This window comes from Streptomyces nidicola, assembly GCF_050106155.1.
Taxonomy (GTDB): Bacteria; Actinomycetota; Actinomycetes; order Streptomycetales; family Streptomycetaceae; genus Streptomyces.
The window spans coordinates 7,759,934-7,784,689 of sequence record NZ_JBNBPI010000001.1 but is presented as its reverse complement, the minus strand read 5'-3'; the positions used below and the strand labels follow the sequence as shown (position 1 = coordinate 7,784,689).

Below are 24,756 nucleotides of genomic sequence, written 5' to 3'. Positions count from 1 at the left end.
CGCCTCCCTCAGCCACCGTCCAGCACCCCTTGAATCAGCTCCGCCGCCCGCCCCGCCCCTCCCTCCGCACGGAACCGTCGTCCCATCCCGGCCGCGGCCCCCGCCATCCCCGCGTCCCCCAACACCCGCTCCACCGACGCCCGCAGCGCGGCGGCCGGGACGGGGCGGTGGGAGAGGGGCTGGCGGAGGACCACCGCCGCGCCGCGCTCTGCCACCGACCGGGCGATCAGCAGTTGCTCCACCTGTTGCGGGACGACCACGAGGGGCACCCCGCAGTGGAGGGACTCGAGCGCGCTGTTCATGCCGCCGTGGGTGACGAACACCGATGCCTCGCGCAGGACCGCGAGTTGAGGGACCGTACGGCGGGCGAGGGTGTTCGGTGGTGTGGCTCCCAGGTCGGCCGGGTCGACCGCGCTGCCGGTGGCGAGGACCACGCGGACGGGGAGGTCTCCGAGCGCGGCGCAGCAGGTGCGGAAGAAGGACGCCCCGCCGTCGTGCAGCGTCCCGAGCGAGACCAGGACGACCGGATCGCCGCCCGACAGGTGGGCGGAGAGTTCGGGGTCCAGCGGTGTGGACACGGCGTCCGGGGTGACGGTCGGGCCGGTGAAGCGGCAGCCGGCGTCCAGGCGCGGGTCGGGTGCCTGGAGTTCCTCGGGGATCGGGAAGAGCGTGAGGTCGCCGCGCAGCGGCAGCATCGGTGAGGGCGGGACGGCGGCCGTTCCGAACTCCTTGACCAGCGCGCGCCGGGCCCGCAGCGCGGCGGGCATGTCGCGCAGGGTCGGGCCGATGACCATCAGGTTCTCCCGCACCGTGAGGGCCTTCACCGCGTCGGTCCCGACGAGGAACGTCGTCATGAAGGACACCGTGGGCAGGCCCAGGGTGGTGGCGGCCAGCCGGCCCCAGAGCGCGTTCGAGTCGTGCATCAGGGCGGTCGGGCCCAGCGCTCTCGCCTGTTCGACGACGAACGGGACAAGCACCGAGCACGCCCTCAGCACCTTCACCACCACCCCCACACTGCTGCCGACCCTGGTGGCCTCCGCGATGTCACGGGACGTCAGCACGCCCTCGGGGTAGGGCACGAACCTCGCGCCCGTGGCCCGGATGCGGTCCTCGAACTCGGCGTCGCACAGGTGGACGACGTCGACTCCGGCGCCGACGAGCTCGGTGACGACGGGGAGGGTGGGATTGACGTGTCCCGCGGCCGGCATGCCCGCGATCAGCAGAGTGGTCATGGAATCGACCATAGACACCGTGCCGTGGGACACCATGGGCCGGTGTGGTCCCGCATGGTCAGGCATGGTTCCGCGTGGTCCGGCGTGGTTCCGCGTCAAGGGAGGATGAACGGCATGGAGTTGAACGGGGACAGGGTTCTTCTGCGGTCGGTGGCCGACCACGAGATCGAGACCCTCGCCGGGATCGTGCGCGAACCGGAGGTCGCGGCGTGGTGGCCGCCCCCGGACGACTACGAGGACATGCTCGTCGTCGTGCACGAGGGGGAGGTCATCGGCGCGATCCAGTTCGACGAAGAGAACACACCGGAGTTCCGGCACGCCGGCATCGACATCTTCCTGACGGCGCGGCAGCACGGGAAGGGGCTGGGGACCGACGCGGTGCGCACGCTCGCCAAGTGGCTGGTGCGGGAGCGCGGTCATCACCGGCTGACCATCGATCCCGCCGCGGCCAACACCGTCGCGATTCGCAGTTACCGCAAGGTCGGCTTCAAGCCCGTGGGGATCATGCGGGCGTACTGGTGCAACCACCGGACGGGCGTCTGGGAGGACGGGCTGCTCATGGATCTGCTGGCCGCGGAGCTGACCTGACCGGCTCGGTCCTGGGCAGCGGCAGGTACGCGCCCTTCGCCAGGATGCGGTCGATCTCGCGCCCCTCGGTCACGGTGACGCGCCTGTGCGGGAGGGGCACGCCCACCATGTGTGCCAGGCGGCAGAGTTGGAGGTCGACGGCCGCTTCGCAGGCGAGGCAGAAGTCGTCGGCTCCGCGGCGTCCCTGGGACCAGCCGAGCAGGACCAGGGCGAGGGCGACGGCCGCGGCCGGCCACCAGAACGGCGCGAGCGCGGCGTAGGGCAGCGCCCAGGCGACGCGGACCGTGGCGGCGGCGTACTCGTCCCAGGCCGCGGTGACGATCTTGGGGCTCCGGGGGCCGTGGAGTTGCCACAGGCGTGGCCATGCCCTGGCGAGCGAGATGCCGTACTGCGCGGCGACCCGCTCGTCGACCAGGGCGAAACGGTCGCCGATCCACGTGGCACGGGAGGGCAGATAGCGCTCCGGCACGGCGTACCCGCCCTGCCGGGCCGCGTCCAGCGCCGTCCGCCGGCGGCGTCGCATGCCGGGGGCCATGACGCGGCGCAGGGCGTTCGAACGTCCCGTCCAGAGCCGGTGCACGGTGAGGCTCAACTCCCGTACGAGGAGCGCCGTCACGACGACTCCGCCGAGGAGCAGGCAGCCGATCACCACTCGCTCGGTGGTCGAGGCGGCGTCACCCAGCGAGTCCAGGCGTCGCACGAGGATGTCGACGTCGAGTGCGTGGGCCGCGCCGGAGCGTGCCATCGCCCAGGCGACGAGCACGGCCGCCGCGAACGGCACACCGGGCAGGATCAGGAAGGCGAACCAGCGATCGGCGATGCGTTTGCCCAGCTCCGTGAGGATGCCGTCCATCAGCCACCGTCCTGCGGGGGCATCAGCGCGCCGTCGATGTGGCAGCGCGGCTCGGAGGCGTCCACGTCGCGCCCCCGGGCGGGGCAGCGGCCGCTCGGGCAGCGGAACCACTCGACGACGGGCCGCTGCTGCCAGGAGTCCGCGGCCGGGAGCCCCGAGGAACGGTGGCCGTCGCGCCGGAGGTCGAGCGCGCGGAGCGCTTCGGCGGCGGACTTGCCCGCGCGGACCTCTGCGACTTCCCGGTCCAGCGCGGCCCGCCACGCGTACCGGTCGGCCTTCGCCCGCAGTTCGGGCAGGTGGGCGCAGAGCCACGCCAGGGCGGCCTGGTCCGTGTCGGCGGCGGCCGACCCGTCGGCGTCGCCTGTCGCGTCGACGGCGTCGCGGGCGGCTCGACTGTCCGGCCGGCGGTGCCAGGGCCAGCGGTCGCGGATGGGCATGGGTGGCGCTCCTCTAGGGTCCGATGTGCAGCAGGGAGGACCAGACGTCCACGTTGCGTGGGGCGGTCTGGCGCAGGGTCTGTGCCGCGTTGTGCACGGCCCGGGCGGCGAGCCCGCTGTCGGGCGGGCCGTGCTCGGTGAGCGTCCGGTACACCTCGCGCGCGGCGTCGAGCGCCTTGTCGCTGTCGACCTCCCACAGGGTGCCCACCACGTGGGTGTACGACTGCAGGTGGAGCAGGGCGGCCAGATGGATGGCCTCGTCGTACGCGCGCGGGTCGGGGGCGGCGGTGCTGCACGCGGACAGATAGCAGAACTCGGCGTTGGGAAGGCCGAGGTCGGCCAGCTGGTCGAGGGTGACCACGCCGTCGGCCACGGCGAGTCCCGCGGCGTCGGCGTGGCAGGCGAAGTGCACCCAGCGGGCGTCGCGCAGCCGCGTGAGGACGTCGTCGACGTGTGCGGGGTCGAGCGGCACCGCGTCGGGGAAGTGGCGCAGGAACTCGGCGGATTCCTGCGCCACTTGCGGCAGTTCGGGCCGGTCGGGGGTCTGCGGTGCGGCGACGACGAGCCGACCGCGGGCCGTCACGGCGCGCTCGGCAGACCGCAGCAGCGCGCCGATCGTGGGGGTGTAGGAGGAGACGACCTCGTCGAGGAGGGCGGGACCGCCGGGGCCACCGGAGCCGCCGGGGTCACCCGGACCGCCAGGGTCACCGGGACCGCCAGGGTCACCGGGACCGCCAGAATCACCGGGACCACCCGGGCCGCCAGGATCACCGGGACCGCCGGGACCACCCGGACCACCCGGACCACCCGGACCGCCAGAATCACCGGGACCACCCGGGCCGCCAGGATCACCGGGACCGCCGGGACCACCGGGACCACCGGGGCCGCCAGGATCACCGGGATCACCCGGACCACCCGGACCACCCGGACCGCCCGGACCGCCCGGACCGCCAGGACCGCCAGGATCACCCGCACCGCCGCAGCCACCATGCCGCCCGGCCGCGTGGATCGGTAGGGCGGTGAAGGGGCCGGTGGGGCACCACCAGATCCGCCGGTCGGCCTGGAGGTGGGGCCTCAGGGCCGCCAGTACGGGCACGGCGAGGTCGGCCCACAACCGCGGCGCGATGACGTTGAGCATGGCCTGGTGGCGGCCGTCCGGATCGGCGGACTGCCGGGCCCACTCGACGAGTTTGCCGTGGTCGAGCCGGTCGAGCGGCACGAGAAGGGGCTCGTCCCGGTCGGCCGGCAGGATGATCGCGTCGCAGCGCAACGGGTCGGCGTTGAGCACCACGACAGGGCCGTGCTCCGCGGCCCTCGCCAGCTCCTGGTAACCGGCCCGCTCCGACTCCCGTAGCTGAGCGGCGAGTTGCTCCCACTCCCTGCCGAGACGGATGCGCCGCTCCACGTCCGCGCCCGTCCGGTGGTCGGGGCGCCCGCCCGCCTCGCCGCCGGGCATGTCGAGCTCGGCACGGATCTCGGCGAGGCGGCGCGCCAGGTCGGGATCCGCGGCGCGGGCCGCCTCAACTCCCGTACGCAGTCGGGCAAGTTGGCCCCACATGACGGCACGGCCGTGCTCCAGGACCTCGACCGCGTACGCCACCCGGCCCTCGGCGATCGCGGCCGCGGCGGCGGCCGTCGACACCCCCTGCCAGCGACTGAGCAGCCACCGCTGGTCGTCACGGCGCAGCCCGATCCAGGCCATCTGCGGCAGCAGTTCGGCCGCCGCCCCGTACCCCTCGACCGACAGCGGTCCGCCGGCGCCGAGTTCACCGAGTCCGACGGCCGCCGCCAGCCTGGTCTGCAACGGCGACGTGGAGTCGCCGACCGCCTCGCGCAGGCACTGCGCGGCCACGTCACGCTCGCCCGACACGTCCAGCACGCGGGCCCTGGCCGTCAGGCACACGGCGTGCAACGGGTGGCCGGGGCCACGCTCCGCCACCAGTCGGTCCGCCAACTCCCGCGCCTCGTCGAGGTCTTGGCGGTCGCCGTCCCGGTCGAACCGTTCGAGCAGGGCCTCGACCGTGCCCGGGTCGGGGTCCCCGCGCCGCCCCTCCCCCACGGCCGCCGCGAGCGCCGCCGGGTCGGCCGTCGCGCGATACCTGATCAGCTCCAGCTCGACGAGGCGGGCCCGCGCCCTGGCCGGATCCCGGTCGGACACCTGCCTGACCAGGGCGAGGGCCCGTTCGAGGTCGGTCCGGTCCGCCCGCAGCTCGTAGCGGTCCTTGAGCGCCCAGGCCAGTGTCAGGAGGACGCCGGGCCGGTCGGTCATCGTGAGCCAGAACCAGGGGCGGGGCTTCACGGCGAGAGGGTCGAGGATGTCGATCGCCCGGTCCAGGTTGACCGCCGCCCCGGTCCACTCGTAGCGGAGGATGAAGGCACGGGCCACGTTCACCTCCGCCGCGGGCCGCCCCACCATGAACAGGGCCCGGTCCAGCACGTGCCGCGGCGAGGCCTCCAGGGCCGCCGGGCCGTCGCGCAGCAGATCGTCCAGCATGGTGTCACTGCCCTGGTCCGCCAGCAGGTCGATGAAGGCCTCCGTGCGCACGAGACCCGCCAGGGAGTCGAAGTCGCGCACGGTGTCCGTCCGGAACACCTCGACCCGCCGCACCACGTCACGCAGCGCGTCCTGCCGCCCGGCACCGACCCCCGAGGGGGCGGTCTTGGCCCGGTACAGCCGCAGCAACAGCCCGGCCGTCCCCAGCCCCCGGACGACGAGCCACGGCACGTACACCAGCAGGGTCACCGCCAGCACGGACCCCATGGTGACACCGAGGAAGACCGCGGTCGGCGGATCCCGGAGGACGGCGGCGACGGCATCACCCTGAGCGAGGTAGGGCACGGCGAGCAGCACCGCCCAGAGCCCGAGGACGGTCAGCATGTTCAGCGGACGCCGCACGGCCTCGCGCCAGGCGTACCCCACCAACTGCCGTTGCTCGAGCGTCCAGTTGAGCGCGAGCACGAGGAACGCCAGGCAGCCCACTCCCAGGAGCAGGAGCACGTAGGGCATGACCGGCGAATCGGGCGTGTACCGATGCACCTGCCCCGTGTCCAGGTCGAACCAGCCGCCTCGGGCGGCATCGAAGACGGCGTTGCGCTCGGCGTCGTAGGCGAACGTTTCGTGCGGCCCGAACCGGAACTGCCGGTGCCGCGCCACGCGCCGTCCCCACACCCCACCCATCACTGCGGCACCCGCAGCCAGCACCCCCACGGCGATCAGCCGCTTCCCCCTTGCCACGGGAGGGATGATACGGCGCGGGCGACAGCCCCGCTGCGACAGTCGGGACAACCGGTCGGGGACAGACGAAACAACCGATCGGGACAAGCGAAACAACCGGCCGGGGACAAATCGGTCACGCCGGGAACAGCCGACCCGCCCCGAGCGGTTGCATCTGCCGAGGGTCCGGCACGACTGCCGCCGCACCCTCCTACCAGACATGTTTTCGCAGGAGGCCCCTTTCATGACCGAACGACCCTTGACGCTCATGGCCGTGCACGCCCACCCCGACGACGAGGCCACCAGCACGGGAGGGGTCCTCGCGCGATATGCGGCGGAAGGCATCCGCACGGTGCTCGTGACCTGTACCGACGGCGGTTGCGGTGACGGGCCGGGAGGCGTGAAGCCCGGCGAACCCGGGCACGATCCGGCGGCCGTCGCCAAGATGCGCCGCCAGGAACTCGAGAAGAGCTGCGAGGTCCTGAAGATCAGCGACCTGGAGACGCTGGACTACGCCGACTCCGGGATGATCGGCTGGCCGAGCAATGACGCGCCCGGTTCCTTCTGGCGGACCCCCGTGGAGGAGGGCGCCGCCCGCCTCGCGGAGCTCATGCGCCACTACCGTCCCGATGTGGTCGTCACCTACGACGAGAACGGCTTCTACGGCCACCCCGACCACATTCAGGCCCACCGCATCACGATGGCCGCGGTGGAGATGACCGACCTGACGCCGAAGGTGTACTGGACGACAATGCCCCACTCGGGGATGCAGCGGTTCGGCGAGCTCATGCGCGAGTTCAACGAGGACATGCCCGAGCCGGACCCGGCCGAGGCCGCCGCGCTGGCCGACATCGGCCTCCCCGACGACGAGATCACGACGTGGGTGGACACCACCGCGTTCAGCGACCAGAAGTTCGACTCCCTGGCCGCGCACGCCAGCCAGGGCGAGAACATCTTCTTCCTCAAGATGGGCAAGGAGCGCTTCGGCGAGCTGATGGGCCTGGAAACCTTCGTCCGCGTCAAGGACACCACCGGGGCACCCCTCCCCGAGAAGGACCTCTTCGCCGGCCTCCGCTGACCCGCTTGTCCGGGCGGAGCCCGAAGGAGCCGCCCGGACCGTCGCCCTCAGCTCCCGGACGGCTCCGCCACCTGCCCGGACATCTCCGCCCCTTCGCGGGTCCCCGCCGCGTACAGATCGCGGCGGAAGGACTCCCGGATCGTGTAGACCGCGACGAAGGTCAGGACGGAGAGCAGGAGGATGTACGCGGAGACCGACCAGGACGAGCCCGTCGCGGCCAGCATCGCGGTCATCAGGAACGGGGCGAGGCCGCCGGCGAGCACCGAGGCGGTCTGGTAGCCGAGGGACGCGCCGGAGTAGCGCACCTCCGCGGGGAACATCTCGGCGTACAGGGCGGCCTGCGGCCCGTACATGGTGGCGTGGATCGTGAAGCCGATCAGCAGGGACAGGAAGGTCAGGGGCGCCGATCCCGTGTCGATCAGCCAGAACAGGGGGAACGCGAAGAGGCCCATGAGCGCCGCGCCCGTGAGGTAGAGCTTGCGGCGGGACCAGCGGTCGGAGAGGGCCCCGAAGAGCGGAATGGTGACGATCTGGGTGGCGCCGGCGCCGAGGACGCAGAGCAGCGTGGTGGTGCGGGACAGGCCGGCGTGGGTGGTGCCGTAGTCCAGCATGCCGCTGATCAGGATGTAGAACGTGGCGTTCACGACGAAGAAGGCGCCGGACGCCTGGAGGATGGCCCGCCAGTGGTGCCGTACGGCCTGGCGCAGCGGGGACTTCTGGGCCCCTGCGGCGTGCTCGGCCCGCGCCGACCGGTCGCGCATGGCCCGGAAGACCGGCGAGTCCTCGATCTTCAGCTGGACGTAGAGGCCGACGGCGACCAGGGCGAGGCCGGTGACGAAGGGGATCCGCCAGCCCCAGCTGTTGAACGCCGAGTCGGACAGGGTCGCGGTGAGCAGGAGGAAGACGGCGTTGCCCGCGACCGCGCCGATGATGGCGCCGGTCTGGACGAGGCTGCCGTAGAAGCCGCGCCGCTCCACGGGAGCGTGCTCGGTGAGGAGCAGCGCGGCGCCGCCCCACTGGGCGCCGACGCCGAGCCCCTGGATCAGGCGGAGGAACACGAGCAGCACGGGCGCCCAGATGCCGACGGTGGCGTACGTGGGGAGCACGCCGACGCCGAACGTCGCGACGCCCATCACCACGAGCGCCCCCACCAGCGGCGGTTTGCGCCCGAACCGGTCGCCGAGGTGGCCCGCGACGATCCCGCCGAGCGGCCGCGCGACGAAGCCCACGGCGAAGGTGGCGAAGGAGGCCAGGGTTCCGGCGATGTCGCTGAAGGAGGGGAAGAAGAGGTCGCCGAGGACGAGCGCCGCAGCGGTCGCGTAGATGAGGAAGTCGAACCACTCCAGCGCCGTGGAGAGGACGGCCGCCCCCGCGAGTCTGCGCATTCCGTTGCTGGTCACCGCTGTTCGCCTCCTGTCAGGAGCTGCTGGGCGCGTTCGCGGAGCGCGGCGGCCCGGATCTTGGTGCCGTTCGTGCCCGAGGTGGTGGGCATGCGGTCCAGTACGTGCACGGCCGCCGGGACCTTGAAGCGGGCCAGACCCTCCGCACACCACTCCCGGAGCCCCTCGGGCCCGGTGGGTGTGTCGAGGACGACGAAGGCGACCGCCTGCGGGGCGCCGTCCTCGCCGCGCGCGCCGACGACCTTCGCGGTCCGTACGGCGGTGTGCGCGGCGAGACGCTGCTCGATCTCCGCCGGGTCGACGAGGAAGCCGCGCAGCCGCAGCACGTCGCCCATCCGGCACACGTACTCGACGGCCCCGTCCTCGGCGAGCGTCGCCAGGTCCCCGGTGCGGAACCATCCGTCGGCGGTGAAGGCCCGCTCGGCGGCCTCCGGGTCACCCAGGTAGGCATCGACCACGTTGGGGCCGCGCACCTGCAACTCGCCCTGGGCGCCCGGCCGTACGGGGGCGTCCGTCTCCGGGTCGACGACCCGTACGGCGATGTCCGGTGACACCGGATGGCCGCCGCCGACCCAGCGGCGCGGCGCGGGTTCGCCGGGCGGCCAGCACAGGGCGAGGGCGAACACCTCCGAGGAGCCGTACACACCGGAGGTGTGCGTCCCGAACTCCTTCTGCGCCCATGCCGCGATGTCACGCGTGCGGCCGAGGAAGTCGGCCATTCCGAGCCAGCGCAGCGAGGACAGGTCCCGTGGTGCGCGCTGCCAGGCGTCGACGATCCGGGAGACCATGTCGTCGCCGCCCACGAGATGGGTCACCCCGTGCCGGGCGAGACCGGCGAGGGCCGTCTCCTCCTGGAAGACCGGTTCGAGGAGGCAGACAGCGCCTCCCGCGATCGCGGCCATGGCGGTGGTGAAGCCGAAGGTGCCGGAGAGCGGGAGGATGCAGCCGACGACGTCACCGTCCTCGATGCCGAGGGCTCGGGCGTCGGCCTCCGCGTGGGCGACGACGGCGGACTCGCGGTGCGCGGCGAGCTTGGGCCGGCCCGTGGAGCCGGAGGTGGTGAAGGCGACGGCGAGTTCGTCACCGGTGTGCGTGGGCACGCCAGTGGTGTGCGCGGGCGCCGCGGTGGTGTCTTCGGTGGTACGGGGTGTCCAGGCGCCGGCGCCCATGTCGTACGCGGAGGGGTCGGCCGGCGGGTCGGTGGCCGGGCCCGGGACGACGGCGACCACGGGGGTGGGCGCGGTGGTGCGGGGCAGGGCACGGCGGAGGATGCCGGCCAGGTCGAGGCCGTGGAAATCGTGCGCGAGGGCGAGGACCTTGGGGCGTGCGCGATCCAGTACGTGTACCAACTCATCAACGTTGTAACGGGTGTTGACCCCGATGACGTGGGCTCCGAGGCCGGCGGCGGCGAACTGCCAGGCCAGTGCGGACGACCAGTTCGGCAGCCAGACCGCCACGCAGTCGCCCCGGCCGACACCGGCATCGGCGAGTTCCGTACGGAGCCGGGCGGCGCCCAGCTGGAACTCCCGGCGGGTGACGGTCGCCCGCTCGCCGTCGGCACCCGCGTCGATGGCGAGTACGGCGTCGGGGGCGCGGTCCACGAGTCCGGACAGGAGGTCGGTGAGGGTGGTCATCGGAATCCTTTCACCGTGCGGGTGGGCGAGACGGTGTTCCCGTGGTCGAAGAGTCCGGCGGAGTGCGGGGCGGTGCGCGATACGGGGCAGGGCTCAGCCGGCCGCGGCGCGGTCCCGGGACAGCCGCCGCAGCCAGCCGTCGAGGAGGCCCGCGAAGCCGTCGACCTCCTCCATCGGGTAGTGGCCGACGCCCGGCAGCAGCTCGTACTGCCCGTGCGGCAGCGCCTCGGCCGTCCGCCGCACCCGTTCGACGTCGAGCCACAAGTCGTCCTGCCCCGCAACCAGTTGGACCGGACAGGTCACGGCCGCGAGTGCGTCCCGTACGTCGTGCGTCCCCCAGCCGATCAGGTCGGCGCTGGACACGGCGGGATCCTCGCGACGGTGCATGGTGGCGATGAGTTCGGCCGTGGCGGGCGGCACGGCGGAGCCGACGACGGCGAGGGTGCCGAGGTAGGTCCGGTCGGAACGGCTGGGCGCGGCCAGATCCTGCATCTCACGGCGGAGCCCTGCCACGTTCACGCGCCCGGGCCCCGCCTCGGCCGCCAGGGCAACGACGCCCGCCAGCTCGCCGCCCGCACGTACCGCCAGTTCGAGGGCGATCTTGCCGCCGATGGAACAGCCGACGACATACGGACGCTCCAACTCAAGTGCAGTGAGGAGCCGTTGACACCATTGTGCGTACTGGGCCAGGTCCTCGACCGGGCCGGTGCGGGCAGGTTCGGAGCGGCCGTGGCCGGGCAGATCCGGGACGATCACGTGGTAGCCGAGTGCGGCGAGCTCCTCGGTGGTGCGGCGCCACTGCACACCACTTTGCCCGGCGGTGTGCAGGCAGAGCACCGGGACACCTTCCCCTGGGGGCTCGACGCAAGCCCCCTCGGCGTACGCCTGCTCGACGTAGCCGAGCGCTCCGTCGATCTCCAGGTAGCGGGCTTCGTGCCGGATGCGGGTCATGCGCGCACCTCCTCGGCCAGTGTCCGTGCCGCGTCCGTGATGAGGTGCAGGACCTTGGTCAGGCGCAGGTACTCATAGGCGTCACCGGTCGCGTGGAACTGCCCGCGCATCATGCGCGCGACGAGGTCGTTGCGTTCCCCGGTGAGCAGTTCGGCCCAGGTCAGCTCGTCGGCGGCGAGGGTGAAGGTCGACCCGTGCGGGGTGCGGCGGACGACGTCGATGATGCGGCCGAGGTAGACGCGCAACTGCACCTCGTTGTCTCCGGACCGGAGGCCGATGGTGCCGTCCCATGTGGCGGTCGCGGCGGCGAACTGGTCGTCCTGGGCGAGGAGTTCCGCGAGAGCACTCCCCCACTCCACGGTTCCGGGTGCGAGGGCTGCCGGGTCGGGCCCGGTGCCTCGGGCGTGCACCAGGACCGCGCTGGTGCCCTCCTGGACGCGTTCGCCCCGCTGGTTCTCGAGGACCACGTGCCGGTGGATCACGCCCTGGTGGGGGTCGGACGTGCGGCGGCAGCGGGTGACGGTGAGGGTGCACTGAAGGGTGTCACCGACATACGAGGGCTTCAGATAGCGCCAGTTGGTGTCGAGCAGGGCGATGACGGACTCCCCCGCGAGGCCCATGTCGTGGAGGAAGCCCAGGAAGGCGGCGATACCGAACGGCCCGTGCAGGACCGGCCGTTCGAAGCGTGTCCGCGCCGCCCACTCGGGGTCGGTGTGCAACGGGTGCCGGTCGCCGCTGAGTTCGGTGAACGCCGCGAGGTCCTCGGGGGTGATCCGGCGCGCGGTGCTGGTCCAGCGCTGTCCGGGACGGAAGTCCTCGAAGTACAGGGACTGCGTTCGGACCGCCGATTGCGCCGTCGATTGCGATGCCGCCATACGACTCCTTAAGAACGAACGTTCATGCGTAGACAAGCAGCGCGTAAGTCCGGCCGTCAATAGGCGCGTTGAGATGCGTGCCGGGATGCGCGTTGCGATGCGTCGAGCGGCGTTGACCATGCCCCGAGAGACCCGTAGCCTCCCCGCATGAACGATCGTTCTCCCGTACTGGACCTGATCAGCGACTCCGGACGGGGCAATGAGGCGGCCATCCTCCGCGCCGCCCTGCAGCTGTACGCGGAGCGCGGCTTCAACGGTGCCTCGATGCGGGACATCGCCCGCGCCGCGGGCACCAGCCTGTCCAATCTCTACAACTACTTTCCCTCCAAGGCCCGCCTCCTCGCGGAGCTCCTGAACCGCGCCAACGCGATGCTGTCCGCACAGGTGACATCGGCGGTGGACACCGCGGGCAAGGATGTGGCCGACCAACTGGGCGCGGCCGTACGCGCCTACGTGAGCTTCGTGGCGGACTACCAGACCGCCATGCTCATCGCGCTGAGCGAGGTGCGCCACCTGGAGGGCGAGGAGCGCGCCCAGGTGGTCGCCGAGCGCGACCGCAACCAAGAGATCTTCGAGGAGTTAGTTGCCGCCGGCGCCGCGTCGGGCGTCTTCACCACCCCGTACCCGCAGGACGCGGCGCGCAGCATCCTCGCGATGTGCTCCTCCATCGCCACGTGGTACCGCCCAGAGGGGCGCCTGACCAAGCAGGACCTGTGCGACCAGCACGCCCGCTACGCGTTGGCGCTCCTGGAGTGCGGGGCCGACGACCGCTGAACCCCGGCACGGAGTCGACCCGCGGTACGACTCAGAGCCAGTCGCCGTCGGTCACGGAGCCGAGGCCTACGCCGGACAACCGGCGGTGCAGGGCGACTGCTTGACCCTCCGTCAGGGAGGCGACGTGGTCGGCGGCGGCGCGCAGTGGGTCGCCGTGGAGGTCGAGTTCCTCGGCGCGGTCGGTGGGCAGGAGGTGCGGGGATTCGTGGGTCCAGCGCAGCAGTTGGGAGACGATGCGGCGCTTGCCGTGCTGCTGGGTCGCCAGGGCCGGGCGGTCGATGACGTAGCACCAGACCAGTTCCTTGAGCAGCTCGCAGGCCGTCCGACGCTCGATAGGGACGACGAGGCGGGCGCCGTACCGGATCGCGGCCGCGCCGCCGACCTCCAGGTCGATGTCGCGGGTGAAGTGGTCGATCAGCTTGGCGGTACGGGCGTTGAGGGCGACGTCGTCCTCGTGGCGGCCCCCGTACGGCTTCGCGATCGACAGCGCCTTTGCGATGTCGGCCAGGATGTGGACCGCCTCGTCGCGGTCGAAGCCCGCGCCCTCGCGGTGGCGCTTGGCCGCCACGTAGTCCAGGAAGCGCCGCGTCTCGCGCTCGGTGTCACCACCGGCGGCCCCGGGCGGCGGGAACAGCGAGGCCAACGGGATCAGCCCCGCACGGTAGAAGTCCTCCACGTCGTGGCAGGCGTAGGTGACATCGTCGGCCCAGTCCATCACCTGCTCCTCGACCGGCACCGCGTCGTCGTCACGGCCCGCCCGCACCCACCGGAACGCCTCCTGGTCGATCGCGTAGACACCCCATTTGGCGTGCCGCGCGGGGTCGACGTCGCGCGCGGCGCGCTCCCACGGGTACTTCGTGGCCGCGTCCAGGCAGGCCCGGGACAGGTGCAGGCCGCGATGGCCCGCGTACTTGTGCGCGGCGAGGAAGGTGAGGATGTGCAGGGTCTGCGCGTTGCCCTCGAAGCTGTCGAGGACGCCGTGCCCGGCGTGCAGCTCGTCCATCGTCGCGCGCAGCGCCGTCTCTCCGGCGTGGCCGAACGGCGGGTGCCCGATGTCGTGCGCCATGCAGGCGGCCTCGACCAGGGCCGGGTTCGGTCCGCCGTAGCGCCGCTCCAGCCGTTCGGCCATGCGCCGCCCCAGCTGCGCGACCTTCATCGAGTGGGTGAGCCGGGTGTGGTACGCCCCGAGTTCACTGCTGGCGACGACCTGGCTCTTGCCCGCGAGCGCCCGCCACTGCGTCGAGTACAGGATGCGGTCCACATCGTGCTCGAACCCCGACCGCTGTCCGTCGTCCGCGACGCGTCGGCGGAGGGAGTGCTGCTCCAGGTCGTCATCGGTGTAGTGGGCAGGTCGCATGGCGAGATGGTACTGGCCGGGAACGCGTCCTGGTGTTCGGTCGGCACGGCGGCCGTCGAGCAGCGGCCGATGTACGTACGGGCCTGGACGTCGGGCGCTTCCATGACGGCGGACAATGAGCTCTCCAGGACACTCCGGAATTCGAGGCCCGCACCTCAGGAGGGGAAGCGTGACCGAGACCAGCAACTCCCGACCCGCCGCCAGTGAAGCGCCGAAGGCGCCACGGAGTCGGCTGCAGCGCCTGATGCGCTACATCCCCATGATCGCCCCCGTCCTGCTGTGGGCCGTGCCGTGCTGGGTTCTCCTGCACGCCGGCCAGCACTGGCCGCTCCCCGTCGCCCTGACCGGCACCGCCCTGTTCGTCGTCGGTCTGATCGGGATGCCGCTCGCGATGATGCGCGGCCACGGGCGGCGCCAGCAGGACCGTGCGGCGATCGTCGGTGACACGCTGCTGGGCGGCATCTGGGTCCTGTTCACGTGGTCCGTTCTGCTCGGCGTCCTGCTGCGGCTCGCCCTGACCGTGGCCGGCGTGGGCGACGGAGAGGGCCGGGCGCGCATCGTCACCTGGGCCGTCCTCGGCGTGTCCGCCGTGCTGCTCGTCTGGGGGTACGCCGAGGCCCGACGCGTGCCACGTGTGCGCACGCTGGACGTTCAACTCCCGCGCCTGGGAGCCGGGTTGGACGGCACCCGGGTCGTCCTCATCACCGACACCCACTACGGTCCGCTCGACCGCGCCCGCTGGTCGGCCCGGCTCTGCGAGACGGTGAACACCCTGGAGGCCGACCTGGTCTGCCACACCGGCGACATCGCGGACGGCACGGCCGAACGCCGTCGCGCCCAGGCGACCCCCTTGGGCACCGTGCGGGCGACTCACGCCCGCGTCTACGTCACCGGCAACCACGAGTACTACAGCGAGGCCCAGGGCTGGGTCGACCTGATGGACGAGCTGGGCTGGGAGCCGCTGCGCAACCGTCATCTACTCCTCGAACGCGGCGGCGACACCCTCGTGGTCGCCGGCGTCGACGACGTCACCGCAGAGTCGTCCGGACTGGCGGGCCACCGCGCCCACCTCGCCGGAGCCCTCGACGGCGCCGACCCCGACCTGCCGGTGCTACTCCTCGCCCACCAGCCCAAGTTCGTCGACCGCGCGGCAGCGCAGGGCATCGACCTCCAGCTCTCCGGCCACACCCACGGCGGCCAGATCTGGCCCTTCCACCATCTGGTCCGCCTCGACCAACCGGCCCTTGCCGGCCTCAGCCACCACGGCGCCCGCACCCTCCTCTACACCAGCCGCGGCGCGGGCTTCTGGGGCCCGCCCTTCCGCGTCTTCGCCCCCAGCGAGATCACCCTTCTCGTCCTCCGCTCACCGGAGCGGTCCACGGCGGCGTAGGGATACCGCGCGCGGGACACCACGCGGGGACACCGGCGGATACAGAGGTCAAATCCTGGAAGGACAAAGGAAAAGAAGGAGTCAAGCGTGCGGATGCGCCCCAACCCGAGGCGCGTGTGGATGGAGCGGGGAGTTAGCCTGGGTGTTGGTTGTCCGGGGCAACCAATGTTCCCGGGCGGGTGCCACTTGTGCCGGGCGCGGCGTCATGCGCCGACGGCTCCGGACCGCCTCCCCCACAACCAACAAAGCACTACCACCGGCGCGTACGGAGAAATACGAGCCGGTGGCCCCAGGAGGACAATCCATGCCTGCAGAGGCATCCGCACCCACCCCCACCCCCGCAACACCCCAGGCGTCCGAGGGCACTTCGAACGACTCGGCCATATCTGACGCCGCGTCCGACGCGCCGGGCCCCTTCCGCACCTTCGTCGAGGACAACCTCGACGCACTGGCGGCCCACCCGGACCGCGAGGTCCTGGTCTACGAGGACCGTCGGCTGACGGCGGGTCAGTTCCACGCGCTGGTACACCGCATGGCTCATGCGATCGCCGCTCAGGGCGTCGCGCGCGAGGCGACCGTCACCCTGCTCAGCGGCAATCTGCCCGAGACCATCGCGGCCCGCTACGCCGCCAATCTCGTGGGCTGCCGGGTCAACCACCTCTACAACAAGCTGTCGGCCGATGTGCAGGCGGCGATCGTCCAGGACGTCGAGACCCAGGTACTGATCGTCGACCCGCACTACGCGGACCGCGCCGTGGAGATCACCGAGAGCGCGCCCGTACCGCACGTTCTCGTGCTCGGCGAGGACAAGCGTGAGATCGGGCAGGACCTGCTGGCGCTCGCCGCCGAGCAGCCCGGCGAGCCGTTCGCGTCCCGCGCCCGCCCCGATGACATCTGCACCATCCGGCACACCGGCGGTACGACGGGCCACCCCAAGGGCATCGTCACCACCTTCGAGCAGGTCAACCGGATGCGTCGGATGGTCGATCAGGCGCGGCCCGCGGAGCGGGAGTTGCCCCGGCAGCTCGCCTGCACCACCCTCGCGCACGCCGCGGGCATGCTGGCGGACAACGTCATCCACTCCGGCGGCTGCATCGTGCTGCTCGACGACTTCGACGCGGGCGAGGTACTCGCCACCATCGAGCGCGAGCGCATCACGCACCTGTTCCTGCTGCCGCCGCTGGTCTACCAGTTGCTCGACCACCCGGACTCCGAGCGCCGCGACGTCAGCAGCCTGCGCGGCCTGACGTACGGCGGCTGCCAGGCGTCGCCCGCCCGGATCGCGGACGCCGTACGCCGCTTCGGGCCCGTACTCCTGCAGTTCTACGGGCAGAACGAGGCCGGCGGCATCAGCGTGCTCACCCCCGACGACCACGACCTGGACCGGCCCGAGCGGATGCGCTCCGCGGGCAAGGTGCTGCCGAGCGTGGAGGTCGCCATCCGCGACACCGACGGCAAGGATCTGCCGGTCGGCGAGCTGGGCGAGATCTGCATCCGGTCCGAGGGCACGATGACCGGCTACTGGAAGCAGCCGGAGCTGACCGCCGAGGTGCTGCGGGACGGCTGGCTGCACACCGGTGACATCGGCTTCCTCGACGAGGAGAACTACATCACCGTCGTGGACCGGCTCAAGGACATGATCGTGGTCGTCGGCGGCCATGTGTACACCACCGAGCTGGAGGACCTGCTCAACTCGCACCCGAAGGTGCTGCAGAGCGCGGTCTTCGGCGTCCGGGACGCCGACCGCATGGAGCAGGTGCACGCCGCGGTCGTGGCCGCGCCGGGCGTCGCGGCGGAGGCGGAGGAACTGCGGGCGGCGGTGCGCGGGCAGCGCGGCCCGATGTACGAGCCGGCCCACATCACCTTCGTGGACGCGCTGCCCCTGACGGACGCGGGCAAGCCGGACAAGAAGCTGCTGCGGCAGCGTGCGGAGGAACAGGTCTGACGCCTACCGGGTGTCGAACGCGGCCTCGCCCTCTGCGGGAGCAGAGGGCGAGGCCGCGTTCCACGCCCGCCGGGTCGCCGCGCGGACACCGAGACATCAGGAGCGCGACGACAAGGAGGGAGCGCGGCCCGGAGTCGGCGGGGTCTCCCGTTCCGCAGTCCGCGCGGGTCGGCGGAGCACCACCAGCGCGACCACGAACGCCGCTCCGATCAGACCGGCCCCGACCGCGAACGCGAGCCGGTACCCACCGGTGAGCGCGGCGGCCTGCGAACTGCCGCTGTCCATCAGGGCGTTCGCCCGGGCCGCGGACAGCGTCGACAGGACCGCCACGCCGAGCGCCATGCCGATCTGCTGCGTCGTGTTGAACAGACCCGAGGCCAGTCCTGCGTCCTCCTCGCGCGCCGCCGACATCCCGAGCCCCGCGAGCGCCGGGAGCACGAGCCCGCCGCCGGAGATGAGCAGCATCACGGGCAGCAGATCGGGCACGTACTCCCCCTGCACGGGCACCCGGGCGAGATATCCGAGCGCACCAGCCAGGAGCGCCAACCCGGCGAGCAGCACCCGCCGTTGTCCGAAGCGCGCGGAGAGCCGGGCCGAGGCGCCCAGCGAGACCGCGCCGATCATGACGGCGGCCGGCAGCATCGCGAGGCCGGTCGCCAGGGCCCCGTATCCGAGCACCTCCTGCATATAGAGGGCGGCGAGCACCTGGAAGGCGAACATCGCGGCGAGCGTGAGGATCTGGGTGACATTGGCGCCGACGACGGTGCGCGAGCGCAGGATGCGCAGCGGCATGAGCGGCGTACGGGCCCGGGCCTGGCGCACGACGAACGCGGCGACGAGCACGACCCCGGTCACGATCAGTCCGGCCGCCTGCCACGAACTCACCCCGTACGCCTCGATGTTGACGACGCCGTAGATGCCGAGCATCAGGCCGGACGTGATCAGCAGCGCACCCCAGGCGTCGGCCCCCGCGCGCAGCCCGAGGCCGCGGTCGACAGGGAGTGCGGGCACCGCGAGGGCTAGCACGGCGGCGCCGATGGGCAGGTTGACGTAGAAGATCCAGTGCCAGTCGAGGGCGTCGGTGAGTACACCCCCGAGCACCTGGCCGATCGAGGCTCCGGCGGCGCCGGTGAAGCTGAACACGCCGATGGCGCGGGCCCGTTCACGGGGTTCGGTGAAGAGCGTGACAAGAATGCCGAGGCCGACGGCGGCGGCCATCGCGCTGCCGACGCCCTGCAGGAAGCGGGCGGCGAGCAGGACGCCGGGGCTCGTGGCCATCCCCGCGAGCAGCGAGGCCGCGGTGAAGACGGCGGTGCCCGCGAGGAACATCCTCTTGCGGCCGATGAGGTCACCGAGACGCCCGGCGAGCAGGAGCAGGCTCCCGAAGGCGATGAGGTAGGCGTTGACCACCCAACTCAGGGCGGTGGGCGTGAAGTTGAGGTCGTCCTGGATGGCCGGCAGGGCCACGGTGACGATGGAGCCGTCGAGGATGATCATCAGGGTCCCCGTGGCGATGACGCCGAGGGCGACCCAGCGGGACGAGCCCTGTGGCGGGACGGACGGGCTCTGCGACGGGACAGGTGAGGCGGGCGATGCGGACACGGCGATGCCCTTCGGTCGAGTCGCCTCCCCTCCCGGGCGGCGACGACAACACGACCGTAACAGATAGTTCCGTTGTAGACTATATTTCTCGGAACCAGTCGTGGACTATCCTGGACACCATGACCGCCATGACGCCCGCACCCACTCGGACCAGGCCGGACCTCTCGTACCTGCTGGACCACACCAGCCATGTGCTGCGCACGCGGATGGCGGCGGCGCTCGCGGAGATCGGCCTCACGGCCCGCATGCACTGCGTGCTCGTCCACGCCCTCGAGGAGGAGCGCACGCAGAACCAGCTCGCCGAGATCGGCGACATGGACAAGACGACGATGGTCGTGACCGTCGACGCCCTGGAGAAGGCGGGCCTCGCGGAGCGCCGGCCGTCGAGTGCGGACCGGCGGGCGCGGATCATCGCGGTGACCGAGGAGGGCGCGCGGGTCGCCGCGCGCAGCCAGGAGATCGTGGACCGGGTGCACGAGGAGGCACTGGGGGCGTTTCCGGCGAAGGACCGGGAGACGTTCCTGCGCCTGATGAACCACCTGGCGGACGGCCACCTGAACACCCCGTCCCCGACCCCGTCTCCGGCGCGACGGCCGCGGCAGCGCGGTTAGACCCCGCCATCGAATCCGCCCCGGTTCCGCGTAACAGGTCATGTTGGGCCGGGAGCGGCTACCAGTACGGAGCACGCGGCCGCCGTTCACAGCGGCGGCGGCCGCTCGTTCGCCCTCCTTGAGGCGGTCGGCCCGGCACAAAGACGCATCGGGTCGTTGGGCGGACACGCCGTCGCCGCGGTGGGAGGCTGGAGGTGCCCGGTCGCCTTCGCAGCTGTGGCGGCGGCCAGGACGGTGCGGGACCACGGCTCCCCCTTGGTCCTCGCGCGAGTTGCCCTCCTGGCGTGAGGGCGGGGCGAGGGCTGCGGGAGTTGCCCCGTCGGCCAAGTCACGTGTGGAGAGCAGGGGCTGGAGCCGTGTTGTCGGCGATGCGGCTCCAGCTGGCGCACACCGTACGGTGGCGGGCCCCGCCGTGCCGCACGCGCCGGTTCCGCGGCCCGCTCGGCCCGTGTGTTCAGCCCGCGTTCCGGGCCATCCACGCCTCGACCTCGTCCGCCGAACGCGGCAGGCCCGCCGACAGGTTCTCGTGTCCTTCGGCGGTGACCAGCAGGTCGTCCTCGATCCGTACGCCGATGCCGCGCCACTCCTCGGGCACGCTCAGGTCGTCGGCCTGGAAGTACAGGCCGGGCTCGACGGTGAGCACCATGCCCGGTGCGAGGACCCCGTCGACGTACTCCTCGGTGTGGGCCTGCGCGCAGTCGTGGACGTCGAGGCCCAGCATGTGGCCGGTGCCCGCCATGGTGAAGCGCCGCTGGAGACCGAGCTCGTAGACGCGCTCGGCCGGGCCCTCGATGAAGCCCCACTCGACGAGCCGGACCGCCAGGTGGCGCTGGGCCGCCTCGTGGAAGTCCCGGTACGCGGCGCCCGGCTTCACCGCCGCGAAGCCCGCCTCCTGGGCCTCGTACACCGCGTCGTAGATCCGGCGCTGGACGGGCGTGAAGGTGCCGTTGATCGGCAGGGTGCGGGTGACGTCGGCGGTGTAGAGGGTGCGTGATTCGACGCCGGCGTCGAGCAGGAGCAGGTCGCCGGGGCGCACCGGGCCGTCGTTGTCGGTCCAGTGCATGATCGTGGCGTGCTCGCCGGCCGCGCAGATGCTGCCGTAGCCGACGGCGTTGCCCTCAAGTCGCGCGCGGCGGAAGAAGGTTCCCTCGATCCACCGCTCGGACGAGGCGACCGCCTTCGACAACTCCCCGACCACGTCGGTGAATCCGCGCACGGTCGAGTCGACCGCGCCGCGGATCTCGGCGATCTCCCAGTCGTCCTTGACGACGCGCAGGTCGTCGAGCGCCGTCACCAGTTCGGCGTCGCGGTCGGCGTCGGTCGTGACGGCGGCCTCCAGGGCCGGGTCCACGCCGCGGACGATACGGGTGGGTGCGCTGCCGGTGGCGCAGGCGGAAGCCAGGTCGGCGGCGGCCGTACGCACGTCCCGGCACTCCAGGCCGAGTACGCGCTGCGCCTCCGCGAGGGAACGGCGGCGGCCCATCCACAGCTCGGCGGTGGCACCGGTCCAGAACCCGTCGTCGTCGCGGCTGTCGCGCGGAAGCTGGTAGCAGTACGCGTCGTGGCCGCCGTCCGCGCGGGGTTCGAGCACGAGCGCGCCGTCACGGGCCTGGTCCCCGGTCAGGTGGACGTACGCCGAGTAGGGCCGGAACGGGTAGGTGTCGTCGTTCGACCGCACCTTGAGGTTCCCCGAGGGGATCACGAGCCGCTCACCGGGGAAGCGGGCGGAGAGCGCGGCGCGCCGGGCGGCCGCGTACGGGGCCTGCTCGTCGGGGGCCAGGTCACGCCGCTCGGTGTCCGCCCAGTGCGTGCGCATCAGGGCGGACAGTTCCTCGGAGATCCCGGAGTAGAGCCCATTCCTGCGGCCTTCGGCCATGACGTGTGCCTTCCAATCCTTTGGGTGGTCGGGGGGGCCGCGGCTGGTCGGCCGGCGTGTTCCGCTACCGGTCGGCTGCGGTGCTCCGCGGCTGGTCGGCCACGGCGTTCTGCGGCCGGTCGGCTGCGGTGCTCCGCGGCCGGTCGGCTGCGATGTTCCACTGCCGGTCGGCTGCGATGTTCGGCCGCCGGCAGACACGGTGTTCCGCAGCTGGTCGGCCACGGTGCTCCGTGGCCGGCCGGCTGCGGTGTTCCACTGCCGGGTCAGCCACGATGCTCCGCTGCCGGTCGGCTGCGGTGTTCCGCCGCCGGTCGGCCACGATGCTCCGCTGTCAGTCGGCCACGGCGTTCCGCTACCGGTCAGCCACGGCGTTCCGCCGCCGTCGGCCGCGGTACCCGCGCACCGTAGTCGGCCCGGCGGGCCTCTGGTGCCCAGTAGTGCCACTGGCACGGATCGGTCACGCGCGGGCTAGGGAGGCAGTCGATAATGCGCTTCATGACCAACGCGAAACTCGGCGCGGCCCTCCGGCTGCTCGGCCTCGACGACGCGGCGGCCCGGCTCTATCCGGCGCTGCTCGACCTGGCCCCCGCTCCGCTGGGCGAGATCGCCGCGGCGGCGGGCCTGGACCGTACCGACGACCCGGCCGCGGCGTACGCCACGCTCGTCGACGCCGGTCTCGCCGTGGCCACCGGCCCGGACGGGGATCCGGTGGCACCCGTGCCGCCCGCCGCCGCGCTGGAGGTGCTCGCCCGGCACCGGACGGCGGAGCTGGAGGAGTCGCGGGTCGCCGTCGGCGGTGCCTTCGAGTCGTTCCGGCGCCGACGCCTCGCCACCCACCGGGACGCGCTCGTCGAGGTCGTCACCGGTGACGCCGTGGGCCCCCGGACGCGGCAGGCCTGGGCGAGCGCGCGCGAGCAGATCCGCCAGCTGGAGTCACCGCCGTACACACCCATGCCCGAGTCCACGGACGACGCGCTGGCCACACTCGCCCGCGGCGTCACCCAGCGCGTCGTCTACTCGCGCGAGTCACTGGAGCATCCGGGCCGCCTGCGGGAGTCCATCGAACCGTGCATCAACGCCGGCGAGCAGGCCAGGGTGCTCCCCTCGGTACCGGTCAAGCTCGTGATCATCGACGACGCGTACGCCCTGGTGTCGCTGGCCATCGAGGAGGCCGACGTGAACCACACGACGCTGGTCGTGCAGCCGTGCGGGCTGCTGACCGCGCTGGTGGCCCTGTTCGAGCAGTGCTGGCGCCAGGCCCTGCCGTTCCACGGCCGCACCTCGGCCCCGGGCGGCCCGCCGCCCGCCGACCGCCGGCTGCTGTGGCTCCTCGCGGGCGGTGCGAGCGACGAGACCATCGCCCGCGAACTGGGCATCAGCCGACGCACCCTCTTCCGCCGCCTGCAGATCCTGATGGCCCGGCTCGGCGCCGCGAACCGCTTCCAGCTCGCACTGCACGCGCAGCGCAACGGGTGGCTGTGACGGATCCCCGTACGTACGACGGACGGGTCATGGCAGGGGAACGGCAGGAGAACCGTCCTACTCGTGGTCGGCGCAGAGGTCGGCGGTCAGGGCCGCGCGGGCCCATTCCTCCCAGGCGTCCGGGGACCAGCCTCGGTCACGGACGAAGACCAGGTACAGCTCGGGGCTGAGCACCCCGTACAGCAGATCGGCGGCGCGGGCGACATCGACGTCGGCGCGGGCGTCGGGCTTGGTGACCAGCGCTTCGGCCGCGGCGTACTGGACCGTGTAGCGCGGATCCGGACTCGCGGGCCACTGCGCGGCGATCTCCGGATCGGTGGCCGCGGCGGCCGCGATGAGCGGCATGATCGGGGCGACCCGGCCGAGGATCTCGCGCACCCCCCGTACGTGGGCGCGGAGTTGGCCGGCCGCGGTGGGCTCGGCGCACGCGTCGCGGAACCAGTCCCGCTCCATCGTCGCGACCGGTTCGGCGTCACCGGCGATGGACGTGTCGACGACGTCCTTGAACAGCGCGCGCTTGTTGCGGAACACGAAGTACACCGTCTGCACGGCCACGCCCGCACGGTCCGCGACCTCCTGAAGGCTCGTCGCCCCGTACCCCTGCGCGACGAACAGCTCCCGCGCGGCCGCGACGACCTTCTCGCGGGTTCGCCGCGAACGCTCGGCCCTCTTGTCGGGCCGCTTGTCGATGCGCTTACCGATGGGTTTGCCGGTACCTGTGTCGGATCCCTTGACCGCCGCCATGCCCGGAGTCTATCTCTAGAGTCAGTCACTAGAGTTCAACTCTAAGTACTTGGGGGCAACGATGCGCGAGACCGGGACATGGACGGCCGCGGAGCTCGACCAAGAGGCGGCGGTGCGCCGCGCGTTGGAGGACTACTACCGGGACGGCGAGCCGCCGTGGGACAGCGGCGTCACACCGCCCGAGCTGGTGGACGTGGTGGAGGGACCCGCCGCGCCGCCATCCGGCCGCGCCCTCGAACTCGGCTGCGGCACCGGGACCAACTCCGTGTACCTGGCCCGGCACGGCTGGCAGGTGGCGGCCGTGGACCTGGTCGACCGCGCGGTCCGGCAGGCCCGCGAGAAGGCGGCCACGGCGGGGGTGGACGTCACGGTGCTGTGCGGGGACGCCACGCGCCTCGACGAGGTGGGCGTGCCCGGCCCGTACGACCTGTTCTTCGACCTGAGCTGCTTCTGCGGCATCCCGACACACCGCCGCGACGCCTACGCGTCCGGCCTCACGGCACGGGCCGCACCGGGAGCACGCCTGCTGATGTTCGGCTACGCCCCCGGGGTGCTCGACGACCGGTTCTCCGGAACCACCGCGGACGAACTCCGTTCCAGGTTCCCGGGGTGGCACCTGACCGACGTCACACCGGGCACGAACCCGTTCCCGACGTTCTGGTTCACCTTGCAGCGCGACGGGGCGGCGGCGTGAGGGCTGTCGACCCGCCCCT

20 protein-coding genes are annotated in these 24,756 nt (G+C 72.2%); 8 read left to right on the top strand and 12 right to left on the bottom strand.

Annotation, left to right across the window (positions count from 1 at the left end):
• Positions 1 to 8: 8 nt before the first annotated feature.
• Positions 9 to 1,232 (bottom strand): macrolide family glycosyltransferase, encoded by a 1,224-nt coding sequence (locus tag ACOKM3_RS35185; protein WP_426905275.1) that lies wholly within the window; start codon positions 1,230 to 1,232, stop codon positions 9 to 11.
• A 114-nt stretch (positions 1,233 to 1,346) separates the two neighbouring features.
• Between ACOKM3_RS35185 and aac(6') the strand changes: the two genes are divergently transcribed.
• Complete coding sequence (gene aac(6') / locus ACOKM3_RS35180; RefSeq protein ID WP_426905274.1) at positions 1,347 to 1,820, top strand: aminoglycoside 6'-N-acetyltransferase; 474 nt, start codon at positions 1,347 to 1,349, stop codon at positions 1,818 to 1,820.
• Here aac(6') and ACOKM3_RS35175 read toward each other — a convergent pair.
• Genes ACOKM3_RS35175 through ACOKM3_RS35165 form a run of 3 tightly spaced genes read right to left on the bottom strand, consistent with a single transcriptional unit; the run spans position 1,789 to position 6,345 of the window.
• Positions 1,789 to 2,673 (bottom strand): hypothetical protein, encoded by an 885-nt coding sequence (locus tag ACOKM3_RS35175; protein WP_426905273.1) that lies wholly within the window; start codon positions 2,671 to 2,673, stop codon positions 1,789 to 1,791. The two genes, aac(6') and ACOKM3_RS35175, sit on opposite strands and share 32 nt — an antisense overlap.
• Positions 2,673 to 3,110: a hypothetical protein gene (locus tag ACOKM3_RS35170; RefSeq protein WP_426905272.1), complete on the bottom strand. Its 438-nt coding sequence runs from the start codon at positions 3,108 to 3,110 to the stop codon at positions 2,673 to 2,675. Before ACOKM3_RS35170 ends, ACOKM3_RS35175 begins: the two co-directional genes overlap by 1 nt.
• Before the next feature lie 13 nt (positions 3,111 to 3,123).
• Complete coding sequence (locus ACOKM3_RS35165; protein WP_426905271.1) at positions 3,124 to 6,345, bottom strand: CHAT domain-containing protein; 3,222 nt, start codon at positions 6,343 to 6,345, stop codon at positions 3,124 to 3,126.
• A gap of 223 nt (positions 6,346 to 6,568) precedes the next feature.
• Between ACOKM3_RS35165 and ACOKM3_RS35160 the strand changes: the two genes are divergently transcribed.
• Entirely contained in the window at positions 6,569 to 7,402 is an 834-nt protein-coding gene (locus tag ACOKM3_RS35160) for a PIG-L family deacetylase (RefSeq protein ID WP_426905270.1), read from the top strand.
• A gap of 47 nt (positions 7,403 to 7,449) precedes the next feature.
• Here ACOKM3_RS35160 and ACOKM3_RS35155 read toward each other — a convergent pair whose 3' ends face one another.
• The 4 genes from ACOKM3_RS35155 to ACOKM3_RS35140 form a co-directional block, all read right to left on the bottom strand.
• Complete coding sequence (locus ACOKM3_RS35155) at positions 7,450 to 8,802, bottom strand: MFS transporter (protein ID WP_426905269.1); 1,353 nt, start codon at positions 8,800 to 8,802, stop codon at positions 7,450 to 7,452.
• Positions 8,799 to 10,436: an AMP-binding protein gene (locus ACOKM3_RS35150; RefSeq protein WP_426905268.1), complete on the bottom strand. Its 1,638-nt coding sequence runs from the start codon at positions 10,434 to 10,436 to the stop codon at positions 8,799 to 8,801. The genes ACOKM3_RS35155 and ACOKM3_RS35150 overlap by 4 nt, the downstream gene beginning before the upstream one ends.
• Before the next feature lie 93 nt (positions 10,437 to 10,529).
• Positions 10,530 to 11,387 carry an alpha/beta fold hydrolase gene (locus ACOKM3_RS35145; protein ID WP_426905267.1) on the bottom strand — a complete coding sequence of 286 codons (858 nt, stop codon included), beginning with the start codon at positions 11,385 to 11,387 and terminating at the stop codon, positions 10,530 to 10,532.
• On the bottom strand, positions 11,384 to 12,262 hold the full coding sequence (locus tag ACOKM3_RS35140; RefSeq protein WP_426905266.1) for a MaoC/PaaZ C-terminal domain-containing protein: 879 nt from the start codon (positions 12,260 to 12,262) through the stop codon (positions 11,384 to 11,386). Before ACOKM3_RS35140 ends, ACOKM3_RS35145 begins: the two co-directional genes overlap by 4 nt.
• 147 nt (positions 12,263 to 12,409) lie before the next feature.
• Here ACOKM3_RS35140 and ACOKM3_RS35135 point away from each other — a divergent pair, with 147 nt between their 5' ends.
• Positions 12,410 to 13,036: a TetR/AcrR family transcriptional regulator gene (locus ACOKM3_RS35135; RefSeq protein WP_426905265.1), complete on the top strand. Its 627-nt coding sequence runs from the start codon at positions 12,410 to 12,412 to the stop codon at positions 13,034 to 13,036.
• A gap of 31 nt (positions 13,037 to 13,067) precedes the next feature.
• Here the strand turns inward: ACOKM3_RS35135 and ACOKM3_RS35130 are convergent, their stop codons facing one another.
• Positions 13,068 to 14,393 (bottom strand): deoxyguanosinetriphosphate triphosphohydrolase family protein, encoded by a 1,326-nt coding sequence (locus tag ACOKM3_RS35130; protein WP_426905263.1) that lies wholly within the window; start codon positions 14,391 to 14,393, stop codon positions 13,068 to 13,070.
• A 169-nt stretch (positions 14,394 to 14,562) separates the two neighbouring features.
• Here ACOKM3_RS35130 and ACOKM3_RS35125 point away from each other — a divergent pair, with 169 nt between their 5' ends.
• Entirely contained in the window at positions 14,563 to 15,783 is a 1,221-nt protein-coding gene (locus ACOKM3_RS35125) for a metallophosphoesterase (protein ID WP_426905262.1), read from the top strand.
• Positions 15,784 to 16,087: 304 nt separating this feature from the next.
• Positions 16,088 to 17,728, top strand: a complete 1,641-nt coding sequence (locus ACOKM3_RS35120) for an AMP-binding protein (protein ID WP_426905261.1) — start codon at positions 16,088 to 16,090, stop codon at positions 17,726 to 17,728.
• 96 nt (positions 17,729 to 17,824) lie between these two features.
• Here ACOKM3_RS35120 and ACOKM3_RS35115 read toward each other — a convergent pair whose 3' ends face one another.
• Entirely contained in the window at positions 17,825 to 19,330 is a 1,506-nt protein-coding gene (locus ACOKM3_RS35115) for an MFS transporter (protein WP_426905260.1), read from the bottom strand.
• Positions 19,331 to 19,449: 119 nt separating this feature from the next.
• Here ACOKM3_RS35115 and ACOKM3_RS35110 point away from each other — a divergent pair, with 119 nt between their 5' ends.
• The gene (locus ACOKM3_RS35110) at positions 19,450 to 19,941 is read left to right on the top strand and encodes a MarR family winged helix-turn-helix transcriptional regulator (protein WP_426905259.1); all 492 of its coding nucleotides are present in this window, start codon (positions 19,450 to 19,452) and stop codon (positions 19,939 to 19,941) included.
• A gap of 454 nt (positions 19,942 to 20,395) precedes the next feature.
• Here ACOKM3_RS35110 and ACOKM3_RS35105 read toward each other — a convergent pair whose 3' ends face one another.
• Positions 20,396 to 21,817, bottom strand: a complete 1,422-nt coding sequence (locus tag ACOKM3_RS35105) for an aminopeptidase P family protein (RefSeq protein ID WP_426905258.1) — start codon at positions 21,815 to 21,817, stop codon at positions 20,396 to 20,398.
• Between the two features lie 495 nt (positions 21,818 to 22,312).
• Here ACOKM3_RS35105 and ACOKM3_RS35100 point away from each other — a divergent pair, with 495 nt between their 5' ends.
• Positions 22,313 to 23,299: a helix-turn-helix transcriptional regulator gene (locus ACOKM3_RS35100; protein WP_426905257.1), complete on the top strand. Its 987-nt coding sequence runs from the start codon at positions 22,313 to 22,315 to the stop codon at positions 23,297 to 23,299.
• A gap of 57 nt (positions 23,300 to 23,356) precedes the next feature.
• Here the strand turns inward: ACOKM3_RS35100 and ACOKM3_RS35095 are convergent, their stop codons facing one another.
• Entirely contained in the window at positions 23,357 to 24,043 is a 687-nt protein-coding gene (locus tag ACOKM3_RS35095) for a TetR/AcrR family transcriptional regulator (RefSeq protein WP_426905256.1), read from the bottom strand.
• 61 nt (positions 24,044 to 24,104) lie between these two features.
• Between ACOKM3_RS35095 and ACOKM3_RS35090 the strand changes: the two genes are divergently transcribed.
• Positions 24,105 to 24,737: a class I SAM-dependent methyltransferase gene (locus ACOKM3_RS35090; protein WP_426905255.1), complete on the top strand. Its 633-nt coding sequence runs from the start codon at positions 24,105 to 24,107 to the stop codon at positions 24,735 to 24,737.
• Positions 24,738 to 24,756 lie beyond the last annotated feature (19 nt).

Bases quoted from the DNA above. Each gene is read 5' to 3' on its own strand.
- ACOKM3_RS35185 (WP_426905275.1), bottom strand. From the start codon at position 1,232: ATGACCACTCTGCTGATCGCGGGCATGCCGGCCGCGGGACACGTCAAT.
- ACOKM3_RS35175 (WP_426905273.1), bottom strand. From the start codon at position 2,673: ATGGACGGCATCCTCACGGAGCTGGGCAAACGCATCGCCGATCGCTGG.
- ACOKM3_RS35170 (WP_426905272.1), bottom strand. From the start codon at position 3,110: ATGCCCATCCGCGACCGCTGGCCCTGGCACCGCCGGCCGGACAGTCGA.
- ACOKM3_RS35160 (WP_426905270.1), top strand. From the start codon at position 6,569: ATGACCGAACGACCCTTGACGCTCATGGCCGTGCACGCCCACCCCGAC.
- ACOKM3_RS35150 (WP_426905268.1), bottom strand. From the start codon at position 10,436: ATGACCACCCTCACCGACCTCCTGTCCGGACTCGTGGACCGCGCCCCC.
- ACOKM3_RS35145 (WP_426905267.1), bottom strand. From the start codon at position 11,387: ATGACCCGCATCCGGCACGAAGCCCGCTACCTGGAGATCGACGGAGCG.
- ACOKM3_RS35140 (WP_426905266.1), bottom strand. From the start codon at position 12,262: ATGGCGGCATCGCAATCGACGGCGCAATCGGCGGTCCGAACGCAGTCC.
- ACOKM3_RS35135 (WP_426905265.1), top strand. From the start codon at position 12,410: ATGAACGATCGTTCTCCCGTACTGGACCTGATCAGCGACTCCGGACGG.
- ACOKM3_RS35130 (WP_426905263.1), bottom strand. From the start codon at position 14,393: ATGCGACCTGCCCACTACACCGATGACGACCTGGAGCAGCACTCCCTC.
- ACOKM3_RS35120 (WP_426905261.1), top strand. From the start codon at position 16,088: ATGCCTGCAGAGGCATCCGCACCCACCCCCACCCCCGCAACACCCCAG.
- ACOKM3_RS35110 (WP_426905259.1), top strand. From the start codon at position 19,450: ATGACCGCCATGACGCCCGCACCCACTCGGACCAGGCCGGACCTCTCG.
- ACOKM3_RS35105 (WP_426905258.1), bottom strand. From the start codon at position 21,817: ATGGCCGAAGGCCGCAGGAATGGGCTCTACTCCGGGATCTCCGAGGAA.
- ACOKM3_RS35100 (WP_426905257.1), top strand. From the start codon at position 22,313: ATGACCAACGCGAAACTCGGCGCGGCCCTCCGGCTGCTCGGCCTCGAC.
- ACOKM3_RS35095 (WP_426905256.1), bottom strand. From the start codon at position 24,043: ATGGCGGCGGTCAAGGGATCCGACACAGGTACCGGCAAACCCATCGGT.
- ACOKM3_RS35090 (WP_426905255.1), top strand. From the start codon at position 24,105: ATGCGCGAGACCGGGACATGGACGGCCGCGGAGCTCGACCAAGAGGCG.